The 19,454-nt window shown below is 47.9% G+C and carries 18 protein-coding genes; 6 read left to right on the top strand and 12 right to left on the bottom strand.

Going from position 1 to position 19,454, the window contains the following annotated elements:
* Nucleotides 1-327 precede the first annotated feature (327 nt).
* Nucleotides 328-2,142, bottom strand: coding sequence for a PKD domain-containing protein (locus L2725_RS23330; protein ID WP_249250152.1), 1,815 nt, complete (start codon nt 2,140-2,142; stop codon nt 328-330).
* Nucleotides 2,143-2,664: 522 nt separating this feature from the next.
* On the opposite strand from L2725_RS23330, the gene L2725_RS17550 reads away from it, so the two are divergent.
* Nucleotides 2,665-3,360 (top strand): helix-turn-helix domain-containing protein, encoded by a 696-nt coding sequence (locus L2725_RS17550; protein ID WP_248935838.1) that lies wholly within the window; start codon nt 2,665-2,667, stop codon nt 3,358-3,360.
* A gap of 82 nt (nt 3,361-3,442) precedes the next feature.
* On the opposite strand, the gene L2725_RS23370 is transcribed toward L2725_RS17550, so the two are convergent.
* The 4 genes from L2725_RS23370 to L2725_RS17535 all read right to left on the bottom strand — a co-directional run bounded on the left by L2725_RS23370 (nt 3,443) and on the right by L2725_RS17535 (nt 6,572).
* A complete protein-coding gene (locus L2725_RS23370; RefSeq protein ID WP_428985298.1) occupies nt 3,443-3,778 on the bottom strand; it encodes a DUF3088 family protein in 336 nt (111 codons plus the stop codon).
* Between the two features lie 183 nt (nt 3,779-3,961).
* Nucleotides 3,962-4,207: a Rho-binding antiterminator gene (locus tag L2725_RS17545; protein ID WP_249250151.1), complete on the bottom strand. Its 246-nt coding sequence runs from the start codon at nt 4,205-4,207 to the stop codon at nt 3,962-3,964.
* 24 nt (nt 4,208-4,231) lie between these two features.
* Complete coding sequence (locus L2725_RS17540) at nt 4,232-4,483, bottom strand: DUF2024 family protein (protein ID WP_249250150.1); 252 nt, start codon at nt 4,481-4,483, stop codon at nt 4,232-4,234.
* Nucleotides 4,484-5,318: 835 nt separating this feature from the next.
* Nucleotides 5,319-6,572, bottom strand: a complete 1,254-nt coding sequence (locus L2725_RS17535) for a TerB family tellurite resistance protein (protein WP_249250149.1) — start codon at nt 6,570-6,572, stop codon at nt 5,319-5,321.
* A 502-nt stretch (nt 6,573-7,074) separates the two neighbouring features.
* On the opposite strand from L2725_RS17535, the gene L2725_RS17530 reads away from it, so the two are divergent.
* Nucleotides 7,075-7,281, top strand: coding sequence for a hypothetical protein (locus L2725_RS17530; protein ID WP_249250148.1), 207 nt, complete (start codon nt 7,075-7,077; stop codon nt 7,279-7,281).
* Nucleotides 7,282-7,445: 164 nt separating this feature from the next.
* On the opposite strand, the gene L2725_RS17525 is transcribed toward L2725_RS17530, so the two are convergent.
* Together L2725_RS17525 and L2725_RS17520 are read right to left on the bottom strand one after the other, a co-directional pair.
* Nucleotides 7,446-9,314: a peptidase U32 family protein gene (locus tag L2725_RS17525; protein ID WP_249250195.1), complete on the bottom strand. Its 1,869-nt coding sequence runs from the start codon at nt 9,312-9,314 to the stop codon at nt 7,446-7,448.
* A 264-nt stretch (nt 9,315-9,578) separates the two neighbouring features.
* Nucleotides 9,579-12,341, bottom strand: a complete 2,763-nt coding sequence (locus L2725_RS17520) for a heavy metal translocating P-type ATPase (RefSeq protein ID WP_249250147.1) — start codon at nt 12,339-12,341, stop codon at nt 9,579-9,581.
* A 147-nt stretch (nt 12,342-12,488) separates the two neighbouring features.
* Between L2725_RS17520 and cueR the strand changes: the two genes are divergently transcribed.
* Nucleotides 12,489-12,896 carry a Cu(I)-responsive transcriptional regulator gene (gene cueR / locus L2725_RS17515; protein ID WP_249250145.1) on the top strand — a complete coding sequence of 136 codons (408 nt, stop codon included), beginning with the start codon at nt 12,489-12,491 and terminating at the stop codon, nt 12,894-12,896.
* Between the two features lie 12 nt (nt 12,897-12,908).
* Here cueR and L2725_RS17510 read toward each other — a convergent pair whose 3' ends face one another.
* Both L2725_RS17510 and L2725_RS17505 read right to left on the bottom strand, forming a co-directional pair.
* On the bottom strand, nt 12,909-13,103 hold the full coding sequence (locus L2725_RS17510; protein WP_428985300.1) for a hypothetical protein: 195 nt from the start codon (nt 13,101-13,103) through the stop codon (nt 12,909-12,911).
* Between the two features lie 330 nt (nt 13,104-13,433).
* A complete protein-coding gene (locus tag L2725_RS17505) occupies nt 13,434-13,958 on the bottom strand; it encodes a cysteine hydrolase family protein (protein WP_249250144.1) in 525 nt (174 codons plus the stop codon).
* A gap of 112 nt (nt 13,959-14,070) precedes the next feature.
* Here L2725_RS17505 and L2725_RS17500 point away from each other — a divergent pair, with 112 nt between their 5' ends.
* Entirely contained in the window at nt 14,071-15,015 is a 945-nt protein-coding gene (locus L2725_RS17500) for a GlxA family transcriptional regulator (RefSeq protein WP_249250143.1), read from the top strand.
* Nucleotides 15,016-15,162: 147 nt separating this feature from the next.
* Here L2725_RS17500 and L2725_RS17495 read toward each other — a convergent pair whose 3' ends face one another.
* Nucleotides 15,163-15,651 (bottom strand): toxin-antitoxin system YwqK family antitoxin, encoded by a 489-nt coding sequence (locus L2725_RS17495; protein ID WP_249250142.1) that lies wholly within the window; start codon nt 15,649-15,651, stop codon nt 15,163-15,165.
* Between the two features lie 427 nt (nt 15,652-16,078).
* On the opposite strand from L2725_RS17495, the gene L2725_RS17490 reads away from it, so the two are divergent.
* Nucleotides 16,079-16,351 (top strand): hypothetical protein, encoded by a 273-nt coding sequence (locus L2725_RS17490; protein WP_249250141.1) that lies wholly within the window; start codon nt 16,079-16,081, stop codon nt 16,349-16,351.
* 97 nt (nt 16,352-16,448) lie between these two features.
* The gene (locus L2725_RS17485) at nt 16,449-17,462 is read left to right on the top strand and encodes a 5'-nucleotidase (protein WP_249250140.1); all 1,014 of its coding nucleotides are present in this window, start codon (nt 16,449-16,451) and stop codon (nt 17,460-17,462) included.
* Nucleotides 17,463-17,716: 254 nt separating this feature from the next.
* Here L2725_RS17485 and L2725_RS17480 read toward each other — a convergent pair whose 3' ends face one another.
* Together L2725_RS17480 and mmsB are read right to left on the bottom strand one after the other, a co-directional pair.
* Complete coding sequence (locus L2725_RS17480; RefSeq protein WP_249250139.1) at nt 17,717-18,484, bottom strand: SDR family oxidoreductase; 768 nt, start codon at nt 18,482-18,484, stop codon at nt 17,717-17,719.
* A gap of 33 nt (nt 18,485-18,517) precedes the next feature.
* A complete protein-coding gene (gene mmsB, locus L2725_RS17475) occupies nt 18,518-19,441 on the bottom strand; it encodes a 3-hydroxyisobutyrate dehydrogenase (RefSeq protein WP_249250138.1) in 924 nt (307 codons plus the stop codon).
* Between the last annotated feature and the right edge of the window lie 13 nt (nt 19,442-19,454).

Here is a 19,454-nt window from a genome sequence, read left to right as displayed (position 1 = left end):
TTTGTGTAATCTCTTGATGAAAGAGTCTTTCTCCAGGCATAACCGGGAACAAAGAGCATTACCGTGGCAAAATTGCACAGAAGCTTAAAATTCAGGCGGATTGTAGTCAGCTCCCTGTATTTACAAATAAAATTCGAACAGGACTGTGATGTAGCGCTCAATATTTCGGCACCTGTAGTTGGCGCAAGAACTCCCCCGACTTAAATTGAATGAATTGGGGGTAACATCATGATTCATTTTGTATTTACGCTGGTGTTGCAGCACTGCAGGTCAGCACAAAAAACGAAAACCGGTACCAACAAACATCCCCGGTTCAGATTGCAAGTATCAGAATCTCAACTTAGCCTTCCCTTTCATTCCGTCGTTGTCCTTAACCACAAGTTTCACTCTGGATGCCCTGTGACCAAACTTAAAGGCAACGGGCCCCTGAACACGGCTGCCATCATTAAAACGCCACTTTTGAGAAACTATGTAGCCATCCGGGTCATAGCTCATCGAGATAAACAGGTGCATAAACCACAGATCCAGATGCTTAATACGGGCTTTAGGTTTCTTGCCCCGTTTAACCCTGATGGTCTCCATCACAGTATTGGTCAAGCCACCATCATCAGTAACGGTCAGGCTCACCTGGTACTCACCCGGACTGCTGTATGTATGCTCGACGCTCTCGCCTTCAGCAGTGTTGCCATCGCCCAGATCCCACTGGAAGCTGACAATCTCACCATCAGAATCAACCGAAGTACTTAGCAGGCTCACCACCAGCTTCTGCGTCTCGTAACTAAAGCTGGCCTGAGGTGGCTCATTGGGAGTAACAGGCGTTGCATTTAAGGTAATGGCGTCCACAGATGCATCACCCTTTTCGCCATCCACCTGATAGTCGAGCCGCAATTGCACCTTCTTGCCAACATAGTCAGCCAGGTCCACTTCAGCCTCTTCCCAGTCGCCATCAGCGTGTTGCGGCCCCACCATCTGCCACAGTGACTGCCAGCTGCTGCCATTATCAACAGAAGCCTGCAATGACAGGGTGCCCATATCAGCGCCGTACATGTTGAAGAAGAAATTGACAGAAGGATCGGTAACCTGAGTTAAATCAAAGCAGGGACTCAACATCACCACATGGTCTCCGGCCCCGATAAAGTCATCCATACGGCTGGTGTCTACATGGATAAAGGTGTGACCATCAACAGGTTCATCGGCACCGGTTCGCGACGATGAGGTGTCACTGTCAAAACGCCAATTGTACCTGTTGTGAACGACATCCTGGACCCAGGGTGTCTCGGCGACTTCGTCATTTACATTAAAGCCCTCATGGTGGGGAAACTCTGTCACCTGAGTTGAGTTATCACAGGTTGGCAGTACTCTGCCCTCACCATACTTGTTGAACAGGTGGTACTTATCTGTCGACAGCAAGCTCTCCATGCGAGTGTACTGCTGCGCGGAGAAGCGCGTTCTGCATTTATTACTGCCTCCACTCATGTAGTTTTTGGCATCGGGATCGTAAGCCACCCCTTCATCATCCACCACATCACCGAAGTAAACACAGTTTTCAATCAGATCATCCCGATCAGGATCCGGTGGCGTATCTATGATGTGATCACCATATTTCCAGCCTTCAGGCCCCTCCAACAGTGAGATAGGGCCATCACCATTGCTCTGATAGGTATGTCTCAGGCTCAGGTTATGACCAATTTCGTGTACCGGAGTGGTACGGACCAGATCAGTGGGGTCAACTTCAATGGCATCCGTCGCTTCATAGGGCCACCATGCGTGACCATTCACACCTCTGACTTCGGTCACTATGATGTTATAGCTGTCCAGGGCAAAAAATGGCCTTAGCAGCTCCTCATCATCGTAATCCCAGCCATTTTCAGGATCATGAAATCCCGGCACCTCTTCATTGGTCACATAGACAATATCGTTGAGTTCAAAAGTGACCCCAATCGGCGCATAGCCAATATTCAGTTTGTCTAATCCCTCCTCTATCATGGCCTCACTGGCCTGAGCATCTGTACCCTGTTTATCTTCCGCAGCTACAAGAAAACGGACTTTGAGTGCTTTGCTTTCCTCTCCCCAGGCCATAGTCGAGAGGCTTAAACTGCCTATCGTCAATAACCCTGCAAGGTGCAACATTAGTTTATTCACCTGGCTTCCCCTTGTTGTTTTGATGGTCTTGTTGTTTTTATTGACCACAGTTAGTTGACTCACTTTTGACAAGTCGCTGTGATGAGCTATCCGCCCGTACTCCATCAAACACGGCAAAGGGGATTGAACAAATAATGGCAAGTTCGTTTTTGCATCTGTTTTACATCTATCCCGCGCAACTGATTGAATTGCAAAAACAACATGCGACAGAATATAACGCCAGACATAAGATAGGTCGCACAATAAGCCACCACCAAGAAGACCTTAAATCGATGATAACTCCAACCAATTAGATACTAAGGTGACTTAACCTAAAGGCAAAACGGAAAAATCCCCTCCAAATCCGATATTCGCGCCCAGTCCAAGGGCGCAGTCAAAAAAGAACAATATTTTCATGGTGTTGACACTAATTACGTAAAACTGTCAGGGTAAAGTCTTTGCCGTTTCAAACCAAAGCACTCAGGCTTTAATCACATAAGAGGTGACACAGGCGGTGTAAGCCTGAAAACACAGGGAAGCGATATGCAGTTATCAGCACAAAAAATTAAACGCTGCCGGGAGCAGAAGGGTTGGTCTCAGGAGGTGTTGGCTAAAGCCACCGGCTTATCGCTGCGAACCATACAAAGGATTGAGGCTGATAAACGGGCCTCTGCGGAATCTGTATTGGCCATAGCCTCTGCCCTCGAGGTAATGCCTAATCAACTGCAATCAGCAGACGATGAAATTCAGGTCAACTGGACAAGGAGAATGATAATGACGGGCGCCATAGCGATTGCAGCTTTACTGGCAACATTAATATCCCTGTTTAACCTGGTGTCTGATGTCAGCCACTATCTGGATCTGCCGACACTGATGTTTATGTCAGGGTTTACTGCGCTGTTTTCTTTGTTGTCATTCGGTACTTCAGGCTTCAAAAAAGTGATGACAGGACTTAAATACCTGTTTGCCCGGGAAGTGATTGGCGGCGAGAGTGCCAGACTGCTGGGCAAATTGTACGGCCAGCAAATCACCTACCTCTACGCCAGTGCCGTCGTGCTGCTATTGATTGGCCTGATTGCCGTCATTAAGGATATCGCCACCGATCCGGCCACCAGCAACCTGCTTTACCTGCTGGATAACATCTTGCCTGTGTTAATACTGCCCTTCCTTTATGCGGTCGTTATCAACGAAGCCATACTCAGGCCGTTGAAACATAAACTTGAACTGCACTCTGGCTGACAGACATATCACCTTCTTTGACAAAAAACGGATACAAAAAAGCCGACGCAATTGCGTCGGCTTTTGACACCGTAGGTAAGTATCAGTGCATTTGTGGCAATCCGAAGCGCTCGATGAAATACGCGATAATGTTATCGGTACTGTCAATATGACGAGTCCCAGTCGGCGCCATAACAGAGTACTTTTCAGAGCCATACCTGTCGCCATCAGTTAACACTAAGTTGGGACAGCTCTGATTGGCTTCACCTAAAAAATCGGGGAGTTCACCTCTCGGTTTAGCAAAATCGACATACCTGACTTCAATGCTATGGCGTATCTCCGGGAACATCGCCATTAATCCCTCAATCCGCAAACAGTATGGGCAGAAGTAGCGAGAATCACCGTCTAAAAAATCTCTTTTCAATAAGTATAAAATCATCCTAATCTACCGCCATGTTCGAGGTTGTATTCAACTCGTTAGCGACTACGCCGGAAGTGACACTGGAACATCCTGAATCGCTTTTGGTTGATTTCACCAGCCAATATTCTGAAAGGCTGTAATCACGCTCAACACAAACCAGCCAAAAGGTTTTAGCTAAGGGAGCGGCGAGCCCAATATCAACTAATACACATCAACCTCAGTGAAATGAGGGTTCCTGGTTAACGCCCGCATCATTTTGATACTTTCCATGTCCACTTCAACAGGACCATCAGTGTGTTCAATCACCAGATATTCATGTTTATTCTGCCCTGTCCTGGTGGTGCTCGCGATGCCACTTATCGATGTGCCGTCCGATAGTGTTAATTGGACTTCAATTCGATATATACAGGCCAATTCCAGCACATCATGCACTTCGCAATTAATCATGGGAGCCCCCTGACGTGCTCAGGGTCATGTGCGCAGTGGCAATATTGAGTACCCCTGCTCTGCAATGTCCTGCTGTACTTCCGGGTTGGCAATTTCGGAGTGACAGAAGTAACACCTGCTACTGCTGATTTTACTTTGCTCTATGTGCAAGGACTTCAGGTAGCGTTGTATGTACTCACCGACATTTTTAACGTTAGTGTCATCAACAAGCACATCAAAGTGGAGGTAACGACCACTTTCTGTAGTGACATGAGTATCATATACATGAACATTCATTTCTCTTTCCTCCGCTCGACTTATGTAAGTCAGTAGGTTCTGTTCGTCCACCAGCCATCTCTGTCATCGCCCAGACACTTGGTTTCGACTCAACACAATCAATCTATTGATGTTGGTCCTGCTTGTCAACCGTTTCGAAGGCCGACGTAAATTCTACTCAGCATGATATGCAGTCACCCCACAGACGAACGGGCTGGATAGGGATACTGTATATTCCGGTCCAGCTCGGCTACGTTTCCGGTCTGAGGTAGCCAGCTTTGTGATGAAAACTGACCATTCACTATCAAAGGACCAGGAAGGTTAGTTAGGTGAAGTCGGATTGGATAAGCCAAGTCAGTGCTCATTTGGACGTATGTAAGGTTATCGCTAAGGTAAAAACCTGATTACCAGTCAACGACTAAAAGCGGTCTTCACCACACAAAGCACGCTTAATACACACAGAGAAGAATTTATAGGGAATAAGTTTGGACAGCGTCAGCTGCTCAGAAAGGAAAAGTACAGGGATGTACTCTTGGATACTGACGTAGAGGGACCTTTGAGTTCAGGCAATAAGCGCGACACTCACTATTGTCTTTTTGAGACTGGCCATTTCTGTCCCTCACCTACAAAAGGACTAACATCAAAACCAATCCAAGCTAAAAACAGTCAAGTAATCCCAATTGTGCTACATATGGCGAGAATCAGTTTAGAACAAGACATAGTGGTCATGTCGTCTTGGGGTTCTATCCCACACGACAGTATAAAGATGTGTAACGTCGTGGCAAATGATCTCGGCGGTCTACATTAATGAACGGCTCTTTATTCCGCTTGTATTTTCTAACTTGGCATTCCAGATTTAGGAACCGCCATTTAATTTACGTTTAAAGAACTCATACGCCTCGTTTATTTTTTTAGATTCCATCTCTGCTGCCTCACGAATCGCGTCACTTAGACCTACAACTTTATCAGGATGATTTTTCGCTATGAGTTCCTTATACCGCCTTTTCACATCATTTATAGTATATCCTGAATGCAACCCCAAAATTCGTTCATATATAGCTTCTTGACTAACTGGATCTATACCACCGGCTCCTGGTGACTCTTTTTTATCAAAATTTATCTGTAGGACTTTCGCTGCTTCGTCTAACATCTTTTCCTCTTCCAGAGAAATCGAACCATCAGCTAATGCCACATCGAGTAGAACACTGAACGTTAATTCAAATAGGTCTCTGCGTCCTTCATGAGTCCTTGAAAAGTCTAGAAGATAGTCACTAAACGAATTTTTACTGTCCTTTGCTTTATTAAATTCATCAATTGCCATCTTTCTTTGTTCTGAATTGAACTGCATGCCATCAACCAGGAAGCTATCTATAACTGAAATTTCTTCCGAAACAACTACACCATCAGCTTTCGCCATCTTAGCTAACATACCCATCACTATCGCAAATCCAGGCGGAATGAGTGTATTGGCACCAAGTTTCTCTGCAAAGTGCTCCAACAATGACGCCTCTTTTTCGTTAATTCTCGCATCCGCCTGCGCTATCATCACCAGCATACTCATCGCTGCATAGATCTGCTCGGGATTTTTGCCATACTTCTTTTTAAGACTATTGACCTGGGACTTATAACTAATAAGAGGGTTCAACTTACCATGTACAAACTGTTCGACGGCAATAGCAAAAAACTTATCACCCATTTCGGCCTTCCAGATATCTTCAAATGCTATAGTTTCCTTGGAATTTACAGCTCCATCAGACTCCGCTAAAAATTTTTGAATCGTCAACAAGCTGGATATTCCTGACTTACTGGCCCAACCTGCGACGAATACAAACATAACTAGCATTCCGTAATTCGCAAAAGGAATAAGCAACACCAGCAACCATGCAAGATGGATTCCCAAATCCCGACAACGGCGAGTCGCCGCGCTCAGGAATAGGTACATTGCGGCTATTGATACTGGAACCATCAGGACACTCATTTGTTCCTCTGATAACCCGCTTTCCTTTGCCACAGCAGATGCCGAAACTAAAAGTAATAAAACTAAAATAAAGTGTGCGAGAAACTCTAGTCGCCCTATTTGTCCTCTAAACGAAAGTAAATAAGAAATCATTGCAGTTCCTTTTCTAAATGTAAGGTTCCGATGAACTGATTGGTCTAATAAAAAATAACTCTGGCGACGCTTGGCAGTACTTTTTGAGCTTATCTAAATAAGTGATCCTAATCGTGCAAGAATCAGCTTGGCACGTGGCATTTCGGTCATGTCGCCCTGGGCCTCTGTCCGATGGACTTACTGCACAACAGTATAAAAATGTGCAGCGTCGTGGCAATTGACCTCAGTGTTCTACATTCAGGAACAGCTACATTGGTCAGAATGCCATCTCGCCAACGTCCGTTCAATGCTCCATTAGCGGTAATTCAGAAGGAGTAAATACCAGTTCACAGGCCTGATAGTACGTCGATTCACTGTTTCAGCTTCATTGCCACTCAATAGCCCACGACCAAACTCGGAAGCCTGATCCGGTACGTTGAGATTAATGAAGGAGATTGAATGGTCAGCCAGCTCCAAACCATTTTTGACAATGACTGGCGCTTTGTTGTCGCTTTCGGTCTAAATGTTCGCAGTACTGGGTAAGCTGTTGAAGATTACCCGCAGGCCCTTTAAACAGTTGCCCGAATTCTGTGGTGAGTTTAAGCCAGTTGGCTTCCGGAATGTTAAGTCGGTTGATTATCAGGGCGGATTGGTGACTGATATGGCCAGCTTTATCTTCCCGCACAATGTTCCCTTTACCGTCAACAATTTGAAGGTAATCCTCTACTGAAAACAGCAAGCCTCTGGACATATTGACTCGCCAAATGCCCTAGCTACTTCACAAAGGTTTTTCTGGGCAGTTATAAGCAGTCGCCAAACCATTCCAGTTTCTTACAAATAACAAAAAAGCCGACGCAACAGCGTCGGCTTTTGATTGGAGCATGAGTCGGTTAGTTAACCCACGACCAGCATTTCACATTTATGGCAGTCGAACACCAGCTTGAACTGCTTGCCACCCAACTCCATCTCCAAAGGTTCGGCTTTCAAACCCGGCACTTCCTTGGGGCACATATTGTAGCTATAGCGGATACAGTGCTTGGTGATCATCAAGGGGGCATCGCCCTTTACCGGACGCACTTCATAGGCATCCCGGATGGACACCACACCATGACGGGTGTAGAAATCTTTAGCCTTCTGGTTGGAGACGTTGCCCAGATAGGTCAGGCTGCGCTGTGGGTAGCGGACATTATCGTCACGTTCCCATGGCGTAGGTCGCTGGTAACCTTCCACCCTGGCTTTATCCAGTGCTTCAAGGGCATCCCGGCGCAGTTGATTGATGACAGACGCTGGAGCAAACACTTCAGCGGCAGCAGCGTAATCCAACTCACCGGCCATAAAATCGGTACCACCCAGCTTGCTCAGGTTCTTTCGCAGCCCCTCACAGTTACGGGCTACATCCTTGGCTACCTGCTTATCAAAGTCGCTGCTGACAGACGCACTGTTGCCATGGCGATCAGCGGCAGTCAGCTCCAGTCCGCCAGCGGTTTCTGTCAGGGTGAAATCCACCGGGATCAGTCGCTCAGCAGACTCTTTGGAGAGCAGATCTTCGAAGCCTTTGTCACGATTACGATAAAGCGTGGTGCCCACACTCAAATCTTTCGGCATCACCTTGAGGTAAAGAGTATTGCCATCGGCACGGTTGATCCGGAAACCGGTCAGCTTGTCATCGGACAGACGAGCGGTTTCAAAGTTCCTGGCAAAGAAGCCCAGACCATCGCCATTATGAAACTCAACCTCTGAGTCCACCACAATATGGTTTTTACCTATTCTGGTAACTTTACCTACTTCAATGCCCAGATACTTAGGGGTGCGGAAGTCGGCGATACCAGGCTTTCGGTCATGCAGGAAATAGTCTGTCTTGCCGCGGTTAAAGCTCTTGTCAGGGTCCGGTTGGAAACTGTAACTGCAGCGGCCGTGAGACGCGGTTTCAAACTCAGGGCGACGGGCAATAATCTCGTCCAGTTTCTGGCGATAGTGAGCCGTCACATTCTTTACATAGCTCAGATCTTTCAGACGGCCTTCAATCTTGAAAGAACGGATACCAGCGTCGATCAGGGCTTCCAGATTATCTGTCTGGTTGTTGTCTTTCAGCGACAACATATGATCATTGGTGGCAATGGTTTCGCCCTTACGGGTTTTCAAATTGCCCGGCATACGGCACTGCTGCGAACATTCACCCCGGTTGGCACTGCGATCGGTATAGGCTTCAGAAATGTAGCACTGACCACTGAATGCCACGCACAGCGCACCATGAATAAAGAACTCAAGGCGAGTCTGGGTTTGGGACGCCACGTCACGGATCTGCTCCAGTGTCAGTTCACGGGCCAACACTACCTGAGAAAATCCCACGTGCTCCAGGAAGGCAACCTTTTCCGGTACCCGGTTATCCATTTGAGTACTGGCATGCAGGGCAATAGGAGGTAAATCCAGCTCCAGCAGTCCCAGATCCTGCACAATAATGGCGTCAGCGCCGGCTTCATACAGCTCCCAAATCAGGGCTCTGGCATCCTCCAGTTCACTGTCCAGCAGAATGGTATTAACGGTAACAAACACCTGAGCATGGTACTTGTGGGCAAACTCACACAGGCGGGCAATATCAGCAACACTGTTACCGGCGGTATGACGGGCACCAAAGGCTGGCGCACCAATGTAGACAGCATCGGCACCATGACGGATCGCCTCGATACCAAAGTCGGCATTTTTTGCCGGTGCCAGCAACTCCAGCTTGTTATCAGCCAGCGCTACAGGCGCGGTATGCTGCACAGCAGAAGTTGTTTCCTGTGCCGGGTTAAATATTTCTACGACTTGCTTATCCACTCAGTCCACCTTGCGAGCCAGCTCACATCTGAAAAATCGGCGAGAGTATAACAGAGCCAGCGTATCTGAAAAATTCCAATCTCTATAAAAATTGCCTGCCTGAATCCCGATGGGCTTAGCCAATGATTGAGTCACACTTGGCAAATAAAAAGCCGACCTCAGAGTGTTGGCTGAGATCGGCTTGCTCAATAGCTTAGGTGTAACCAGGTGTTATTTCAGCTTCACCACTTTCAGGCGGTTGGCATTAGTCACCACAGTCAATGACGATAAAGCCATGGCTGCACCAGCAACGACTGGGCTAAGCAAGATACCTGTCAGTGGAAACAGCACACCAGCCGCAACCGGGATCCCCAAGGTGTTATAAATAAAGGCACCAAACAGGTTCTGCTTGATATTGCCCATGGTGGCCCGTGACAATGCCAGCGCGTCACCCAAAGTGGTCAGCTGATGGGACAACAAGGTGAAGTCGGCGCTTTCAATCGCCACCTCAGTGCCACTGCCCATGGCAATCCCCACATCGGCGCTGACCAGCGCAGGCGCATCATTAATACCGTCACCTACCATAGCCACAATGCGACCTTCAGCTTTCAGGCGCAGCACTTCGGCCTGCTTCTCATCCGGCAGCACATTGGCGACAACATCCTCGATACCCACCTGAGCAGCAACCGCTTTTGCGGTTTTCTCATTGTCACCTGTCAGCATCACCACCTTGATGCCGTTGGCTTTCAGTCTGGCAATCGCCTGCGCCGCATCAGGTTTAATTGGGTCACTGATAGCAATTACCCCCACCAGTACGCCATTACGGGCAATATAAACCGGGGTTTTTCCCTGAGCTGCCCAGCCTTCCAGCAGCTCATCGACCTGACTTAACCCACTGACGCCCTGCTCTGTCATCAGCTTGGTATTACCTATGGCCCAGCTGTTACCATTCAACTTACCGGTAATACCTCTGCCCTGATAGTTATCAAAACTTTCGGGCTCTTGCATCACCAGGCTCAGGGCTTTTGCTTTGGCAACCATGGCAGAAGCCAGCGGATGCTCAGAATGCTGCTCCAGCGAACCAATGGCCTGCATCAGGTGGTTTTGGTCCAGCTCTTCGTCATGAGTCAGCACTTCAATTTCGGTCACATCCGGTTTACCCAGAGTCACTGTGCCTGTTTTATCCAACACCACAGTATCGACTTTGGAGGCGGTCTGCAGCGCTTCACCATTTTTCACCAGCACGCCCATCTGCGCTGCCCGGCCCACTGAGACCATGATCGACATAGGTGTGGCCAACCCCAGTGCACAGGGACAGGCGATGATCAGTACACTGGTCAACACCACCAGCGCATGAGATAACGCAGGGGCCGGACCAACCAGATACCAGATAAGACTGGAGATCAGCGCAATCAACACCACTGCCGGCACGAAATAGGCGGCAATCTTGTCGGTCAGGCGGCCAATAGGCATTTTCGAGGTTTGCGCCTGCTGCACCAGAGCGATAATTTTCGCCAGTTTGGTGTCTTTGGCCAGCGCCGTCACCTGATAGATGATGGCACCATTGCCATTAACTGTACCGGCACTCAGGTTATCACCCGCCTGTTTCATCACAGGTACAGGCTCACCGGTCAGCATGGACTCATCCAGCGCCGAACTGCCGCTTTCCACAATACCGTCCAGTGCCACTCTGGCACCGGGTTTCAAACGCAGTCTGTCACCGATCACCAAAGAGCTAATCTCAACCTCTTCATCGCCCTGTTCAGTGACTTTAATGGCGGTGGTGGACTGCATACCTATCAGCTTTTGCACCGCTTCACTGGTCTTGCCCCGGGCACGCAGCTCAAGCGCATGTCCCAGATTAATTAAGCCCAGAATCATCACACTGGCTTCAAAGTACACATGACGGGTACTGGCCGGGAACCACTGGGGAAACAGCACCACCAGCATTGAGTACAACCAGGCTGTGGTGGTGCCCAGCACAATCAGGGTATCCATATTGGAGCTGCCCACTTTCAGCGCGCGCCACATCCCCTGATAGAAATGCTTACCTGTAGTGACCAGCAAAAAGCCTGTGATGATACCCACTATGCCCCAGCCAATTTGCAGCTCTGGGGAGTTAATCATCATCTCGCCCCCGGCAAGGCCCCAGATCATTAAAGGAATACCCAGGCCAAGGCCCAAAACCGCTTCTTTAATGCGGGTACGGTACTCTTTTTTATCGCTCAGCTGCTTCTGCTCTGCCGCCTTACGGGCATCAACCACCAGCTCAGCCCGGTAACCGGCTCCGGCAATCAAAGCGATCGCCTTTTCACTGGAGATACCTGCTGCCACCTGCACCTGCTTGTCTGCCAGATTCACCACGGCCGTTCCGGCATCAAAGGCCTTCTCAATTTTAGCGACACAGGAGGCGCAGCTCATATCCGGCACATAGAAGGTCATGGCATCAGCCATAGCTGTTTGAGATTGCACCTTATCAACCTGAGTAGCCAAAGCAGTATCAGCCTCTGTTTGTACTGCAACTTGCTCAGTGACAGCGTCTGTCACCGGGGCAAAGTCATAGCCGCCAATCGCCAATCTGGCTTTAACCTCGCCTTTTGACATATCCCCCCTGATTGTCAGACGCTTGGTTGCTACGTCTGTCTCAGCGGTGACATTGGCAAGGGGCTCAAATAGCTCGCGAATCCGCCTTGCACAGCCGCCGCAACGCATATTGGTAATAGTCAGTTCAATAACAGGCAGCTGTTTTTCCGGCAAGACGAGTTCCGCCTGATAGCCAGCATCAATCAAAGTTGCCAATACAGAATCAGCAGCCAGCTCTCCCGAATAACTCAGGGTTTTGGCTGGCAGGTCAAAAGCAAGAGACTCAGATTCTGATTCTGATTCTGTGGGGAATAAAGCGGTAATTTTGCGCACACAGCTGCCGCAATTCATATTGCTGATATGAAATTGAGAAACAGCGTTATTGGCAGGCGCCAGTGAGGACTTATCCATGACTATCACTCCCCCGGTTGATTCATTTTCCCGGGACATTGAACTATTGATGGAGCAAGGTTAAAGTCTCCCCCAACTGGAGAGTCAAGCCTCTTTAAATCGCACTTAATCCAATCTGTGACAAACCCATACTTATTTGGAGTCAGGATGAAAATCGGCGAAGTATCAAAGCGTACCGGTATGACCATCAAGAGTATTCGCTATTATCACGACATCGGCCTGGTTAAAGCCCAACGCGGTGACAATGGCTACCGTGTTTATCGTGAGCAGGATATTGAAGCGCTGGCCTTTGTACATCACTGTCGGGAGCTGGGATTTACACTGGAAGACTGTCAGGCACTGCTGTCACTGAGAAACGACGAGGCAAGAACCTCAGCTGAAGTAAAAAGGCTGGCCAGCCAGCATCTGCAGGAAGTAGAAACCAAAATCAAGAAACTCAAAGCACTGAAGCAAGAGCTGAAAACTCTGGTGGATGAGTGTAAAGGCGATGAGGGCTCAGACTGTGCCATTATCAAGGGTTTAGGAGGTCAGTGCGGGAAAATAGAACCCGTTTGATGCTTGTCAGTTTCAACGTTTGAACTTGGCAATAAACCAAACAAGGGTGCGGCGCTGCTCAGCCTCAGACAGTCCAAAGAAGATGCAGATCCAGGGACTCAGCAGGAAAAACCAGGGGATGGCAGAGGTGTCACGACCGCTGAAGAAGAGATAAAAAAAGCCCCCGTAAATCACAACGACCCCAAGAATGCCAACAAACAGCATCATTCTGCGGGTCCACTTTTCCAATCCATTCGCAAACGACAAACCTGATTACTCCCTGAAAACGTGTCGGTCATCATTGGAATTGTGACAGAAATTCAACCTTTTTGCGTAACTAATCTTCAATCAGATAGAGGGGTTAGCCTAAGTTTGCCGCCACAGACTGCCGTCTTCACGGTACCAAGTCTCACTTTTGAACTTGTCATTCTCAAACTGAATCACCATACGCAGCGCACCACAGGCATATCACTCCTACTGCTCCCGGTGCGCGCCAGATTGTGTTGTTAAAGCGAGCTAATCCTTGGTCCTTAAATTGTCAGCCAGCGTTTCAGAAGATTATGCGAACGCTTTTTCAATCGTCAGCATCTCTATGCCACGAACCTGCATAGAGTCAACCGCTAATGCATGGGCAATAGGATCTACAGTACAACAACACTCTTCTATGACTTTGGGATTGTATTTTGTCGCTGCAGGAGAAAGCGCTGTGTGGTTGACACAATTGTGCGTCATCATCCCTGTTATCAGAACCTCTTCAATGCCCATTGACTGTAATAGTGCTTCAAGATTGGTGTTTTCAAAACAATCCGCATGACGCTTAGTCACCACTGGAGCATCGGGGGCCGCCGCCATCACATCCTTGTGGATTTTTGCACCTTCGGAGCCGTCATAAAAAAACAAGCCCTCTCCTAACTCCGGTGATACCAGATGTTGAATATGGATAATGGGAATGTTCTTTTCACGTGCAATGGCCATGGCTTCTAACGTTCTTTGAGTTGCCTCAACGGGTTGATAGAGCGGGTATTTGCCATCCTCGAAATAGTCATTCTGGATGTCGATAACAATTAAAGCTTGTTTAGTCATTTTGATTTCCTTCAAGTCTCTCGCTGGGATGTGCAAATTATGTTCATATTGAGTTCCTATAACGAGAGTCTAAAATGACACTTTAAAGGTCATTTGCGACAAACCTTATCTAATGAAAAGCATAAAAGTAGCCATTGTTAACTACCCAACAGCCAGTCAAACTGCAGTGCATGGATTAACTGAAGCCATGGCAATTGCCAACACTATTTGCGCGCAGTTAGAGGTAGCCGTCAGGTTTGAAGTGAATACCTGTGGGTTGGACTATCTTGATACTCAAGAGCAGGCCATGGTCGTGGTGTTGCCCCCTTGTATCAATGACGACTTTTACATGAAGGAAAATCTCCCCCTATATCAATACCTATCAACCATGCAGCAAAAAGGCGCCGTGCTTGCTTCCGCCTGTGCTGGTGCTTTTATTCTTGCAAGGGGGGGATTTCTGGATGATAAATTCTGCACAACGCACTGGCGATTGGCCGATTCATTTCGATCCACTTTCCCCAGTGTGAAGCTTAATGAAAATGCGATCATCGTTAATGAAGGTAACGTGATTACTGCCGGTGGTCTTATGGCATGGCTTGATTTGCTGTTTGAAGTTGTGTCGATGTTCTCATCGCCAACGATTGCTCAGCGTCTATCAAAGGAAATGGTCGTGGACAGCGGATTTCGAGAACAGCGATTTTACCGCCAATTCGTCCCCAAACGAGACCATGGTGATGAACTCGTTGTTAAAGCCCAAGACTATTTGGATGCCAATTATGCTAAACCGATTTCAGTACAAGCCATTGCGGCGCATTTTTTCGTGAGTCAGCGGACGCTGCAGAGACGTTTTTTAACTGCTGTCGACTTCACAATCATCCAATATTTACAAAGACTTCGTCTGCACACAGCCTGCCAATTGATAGAGTTAACAGGGAAAGCCATTACTGAGATTTCTTATGAGGTGGGCTATCAAGATATCAGTGCTTTCAGGAAGGTATTTCTACGTGAATTTGGTCTAACACCGACCGAATTCAGAAAGCGTTTCAGTGCTAACAGAACCAACAGCGAATTCAGTTAATATTCCAAAGAGTGACCAAACTTTTTCCATATCCACGGAGAGTCGGCATGGTCCCTCCAACGCCTCGAAGATATCTCTCACCATCAGAGTCGAGGACAACATTCAGTATTCTGCGTAACTAATCTTCAATCAGATAGAGGGGTTAGCCTAAGTTTGCCGCCACAGACTGCCGTCTTCACGGTACCAAGTCTCACTTTTGAACTTGTCATTCTCAAACTGCATCACCATGCGCAACGCTCCGTTGGGATAATACTCCCGAGACTCCAGGCGCTTTCCGTTATCATGTTGGCAAAGGGAGCTGAGCGCTCCATCCTCATACCAGGTTCGGCATTCACCATCCAGCTTTCCGCTCAAGAACCATTCCTCAGAGGAGAGTTGACCATTGGCCTGATAGTGGCGACAAACCCCTTCCTCCTTGCCCTTACTGTTGTAGGTACATTCCTGCATCAACTGTCCGTCAGCATGGTAGTGCTTCCAGGGCCCTACCTTCACGCCGTCAATACACTCCCCTTCGCCATAAAGATTATCGCCATGGAACAAACGGGCATAGCCGGTATATCGCTCCATCGACTTAAGAGTTCCGGTATAAACAATCTCGAGCCGACCTTTAATGGTCCATTTCAACTTGGGTGACATCAGGGTTCCTTGAATGCTTATGTCTTTGCAAATGCAGCTACCGACTATGCCTTGGGAGAACGGACAGAGGCAAGACCCTCACCTCAGGCTAATGTTCCTAAGTTGCCGATACGAGTAGGTTATCCCGTTAGATCGGAGGTAACAGAAAACGACTCCTGTTATCGCACACGGCACATTCTCATTTATCTGCTGCTTAGCTAAAAACTGTCGATTTTTCAGTCTATTGCTGATAACGTTTGTCCAATAAGCGTGACTGGTGTGGCGAGATAACAAGACGTCTCGATTTGTCCGTAAACTTATCTATCTATAGATACTTTAAGTAGCTGATTTTGTAGCTAAGACGGATGAATAGCGTGGTAGCGCAAAAATGGATAAGCAGGCGTTCTAATTATTAAAATGTTATATGTCCCAAGAGTAAGGAAACTCTATGCCTAATTGGTTAGCCGAATTTTTGTATGTTCTAGCATTGTCGAGACGAACGCAGTGGGCATTGTTCATGGGTGTTATTTTCTATATTGCTATAGATACTTTTGGAAGCTACCTTTTATCTAACTTTGAACTGCATGGACACTTTAAAGCTCTAGAAATTGTGATTTCTGAAAAAATTCTCCGCAAATACGACAAGTTAGCTTTGATAACTCTATTATCTTTCTGGTTCCTTGCTGTCAAGTATTACCTGAAGGATCGGAAGCGCTTGTAATTACATATAACAAAAACATTAAAAATCGCCCTTCGGGCTCGGACCATCGCTGCGCTCCGGCTCTTTATGTTGGGCGTTAGCTTACCAAGGAGGGGATATGCCAATTGAATTAAACGAAACTTTAGTTGTAGGAGTTTCTGCAACTGCACTTTTTGATCTTTCTGAGGCTGATAAAGTTTTCAAGCAAAAATATGAATCTGATCCAGATACCGCAATTGATGAGTATCGCACTTATATGCTCGAGAAAGAGAATGAAGAGTTAGATGACGGAACAGGAATGCCATTAGTTCGCTCATTGTTAAACCTTAACTCTCATCAACAAGAATGTTCAAAAGGTCCGATCGTTGAAGTTGTGGTCATCTCTAGAAATAGTCCCGAAACAGGTTTTAGAGTGTTAAAGGAGATTCGTCGCAGAGAGTTGCCGATAACTAGCTCAGCTTTTACTGCAGGAGAAAAAAGCTCAAGTTATCTCGACGCTTTTTATGTAGATCTCTTCTTAACAACAAACGAAGAAGATGCTCAAGAGGTTATTGATAGTGGTGTTTGTGCTGCGGCACTAGTTAAAGAGCCACCGAGCAATGGACAAAGCTTGGACGAAAGCCAAGTTAGATTTGCATTTGATGCCGATGCCGTAATATTTAGTGAGGCAAGTGAGATTGTAAATCAAACTGAGGGCTTAGAAACATTCTGGAGCAAGGAAGATGAGCACCAGGATGTTCCGTTACAAGAAGGACCATATGCCAACTTGCTGAAGAAGCTATCAAAAGTACAAGAAAGGCTACCTGGAAGGATAGAATATTCCCCCGTCAAACTTGCTATTATGACGGCAAGAAATAGTCCAGCTGAGATGAGAGTTATAAAAACAATGAGAGCTTGGAATGTCTATATTGATCAAGCTTTCTTTCTCGGAGGACTTCAAAAGAGTAGATTCCTGAAGGCATTTAAGCCACACATCTTTTTTGATGACCAAGATTCTCACCTTGACCCAGCCTCAGGAGATGTTCCTAGTGCAAAGGTTCTTTATCCAAGCAACTCTCCATTGAAGGAACTTATAGAGAAGCGTAAAGCTAACAAGACAATTAAGCAGAACGCTGAAGCTCCAGCAGATTAAAGCATTATATCCCTTTCAGCACAAAGTAACTTATCCCTAAGTTGGTTACCCCATTAAAACAGCAAACACAAAAATGCCCGGAGTGTCCGGGCATTTCTTTTTCTGACATGGGCGTTGCTGACTCACAGCCAATGGCAGGAGTGAATTTTCTTTTTCCAACAAAGCCGCCGCGCCGACGTGTAGTTCACCTACACGAGAAGCGGCAATGCCGTTGGGGAAGAAAAGACGCCCTGCTCAACCCATGACACCACCCCTTACAAACGGATGCCGCCGTCGACTTCCAGGATACGTCCATTGATGTAATCATTCTCTACCGCAAACATCACAGTCTTAGCCACTTCTTCCGGCTTACCCAAACGACCAACAGGTACCATCTTCTCCAGACGCTCCAGCGCTTCCGGCTTCATGGCCGCTGTCATTTCGGTTTCAATCACGCCCGGCGCAACTGCGACGCTGCGAATACCATGGCGAGCCAGCTCTTTGGCCCAGCCTACGGACATGGCAGCGACACCGGCCTTGGAGGCTGCATAGTTGCTCTGTCCCATATTACCGGCGCGGGCCAGACTGGAGATATTGATGATGATGCCCTGCTGCTTTGAGGTGATCATGGCGGCAGCCGCTTCACGACCACACAGGAAGCTGCCGGTCAGGTTCACATTGATAACAGACTGGAACTGAGCCAGAGACATACGGTCAGTGACCTGACCTTCTTTGGCCTTCAGCAGCATGCCATCACGCAGGATACCCGCGTTGTTAACCAGCACGTTGACCTGGCCCAAGTCTTCCAGAATATACTGGAAACCGGCAACTACATCTTCCTCGTCTGTGATATCCAGTGCATAGCCCTGAACTTCAGTCTGAGGGAAACTGCCACCCATATCGGCACAAGCACGCTCCAGTTTGTCCTGATCGACATCGATAAGTGCCAGGCGGGCACCGGCCGCCGCAAACTCCTGAGCCATGGCCAGACCCAAACCACCTGCGCCACCCGTAATGACGACCACCTTATCTTTTAAATCCATCCACTTATCCTCAATTCTTGTACGTAATTCGGCTTATTCGTCGTTGGCAGGCACTGCAAACTGTTCAAAAATACTGGAGAAATCCCGCTTGCCGTTTTCACCGGGCTTAGTGCCGCCCTTGGCGTGACTAACATACAGGCTGCGGGCCAGTGCCCCCATAGGTGTACTGGATTGACTGGAAAGCGCTGCATCCATCGCCAACCCGAGATCTTTCACCATAAGATCCACCATAAAGCCACCCTGATAACCTTTAGATGATGGTACAGCGTCCATCACCCCTGGGCAGGGATTATATTTATCCAGCGTCCAATTGCCACCACTGCTGACCTTCATGATGTCGGATAACACCTTGGGATCCAAGCCATTATCGATTCCCATCGACAGAGCTTCACTGGTACCAACCATGAGTACAGACAGCAGCATATTGTTGCAGATCTTGGCAATCTGCCCTGCACCTGCGCCTCCGGCATGGAAGATATTGGCGCCCATGACATCCAGCACAGTTTTGGCCTGCTCAAAGGCTTTGTCGCTGCCGCCGCAGATAAATGTCAGGGTACCCGCGGCCGCACCGGCTGTGCCACCGGATACCGGCGCGTCGATAAACTCAAGCCCTTTGTCTGCAGCTGCTGCCGCCACTGTGCGGGCGCTGTCCGCATCTATGGTGGAGCAATCGATCAGCAGGGTATCTTTACCCACGACATCCAGAATACCTTTTTGGTCATTATTACCAATGTAGAGACTGCGTACGTGCTTGCCTGCAGGCAACATGGTAATGACAATGTCTGCCGCCGCAGCCGCGCCACAGGCAGTGTTGGCACTCAGACCACCAATATCAGTCAGGGCCTTTAATGCAGCAGGGTTAAGATCAAAACCTGTGACTGTCATACCGGCTTTAACCAGGTTGGCCGCCATAGGCCCACCCATATTACCCAAACCAATAAATGCTACTGTCGCCATTTGGGCTCTCCTT

Origin of the sequence: Shewanella corallii (assembly GCF_023349125.1) — a bacterium.
Taxonomy (GTDB): domain Bacteria; phylum Pseudomonadota; class Gammaproteobacteria; order Enterobacterales; family Shewanellaceae; genus Shewanella; species Shewanella corallii.
This window is presented reverse-complemented; position numbering and strand designations above follow the sequence as displayed.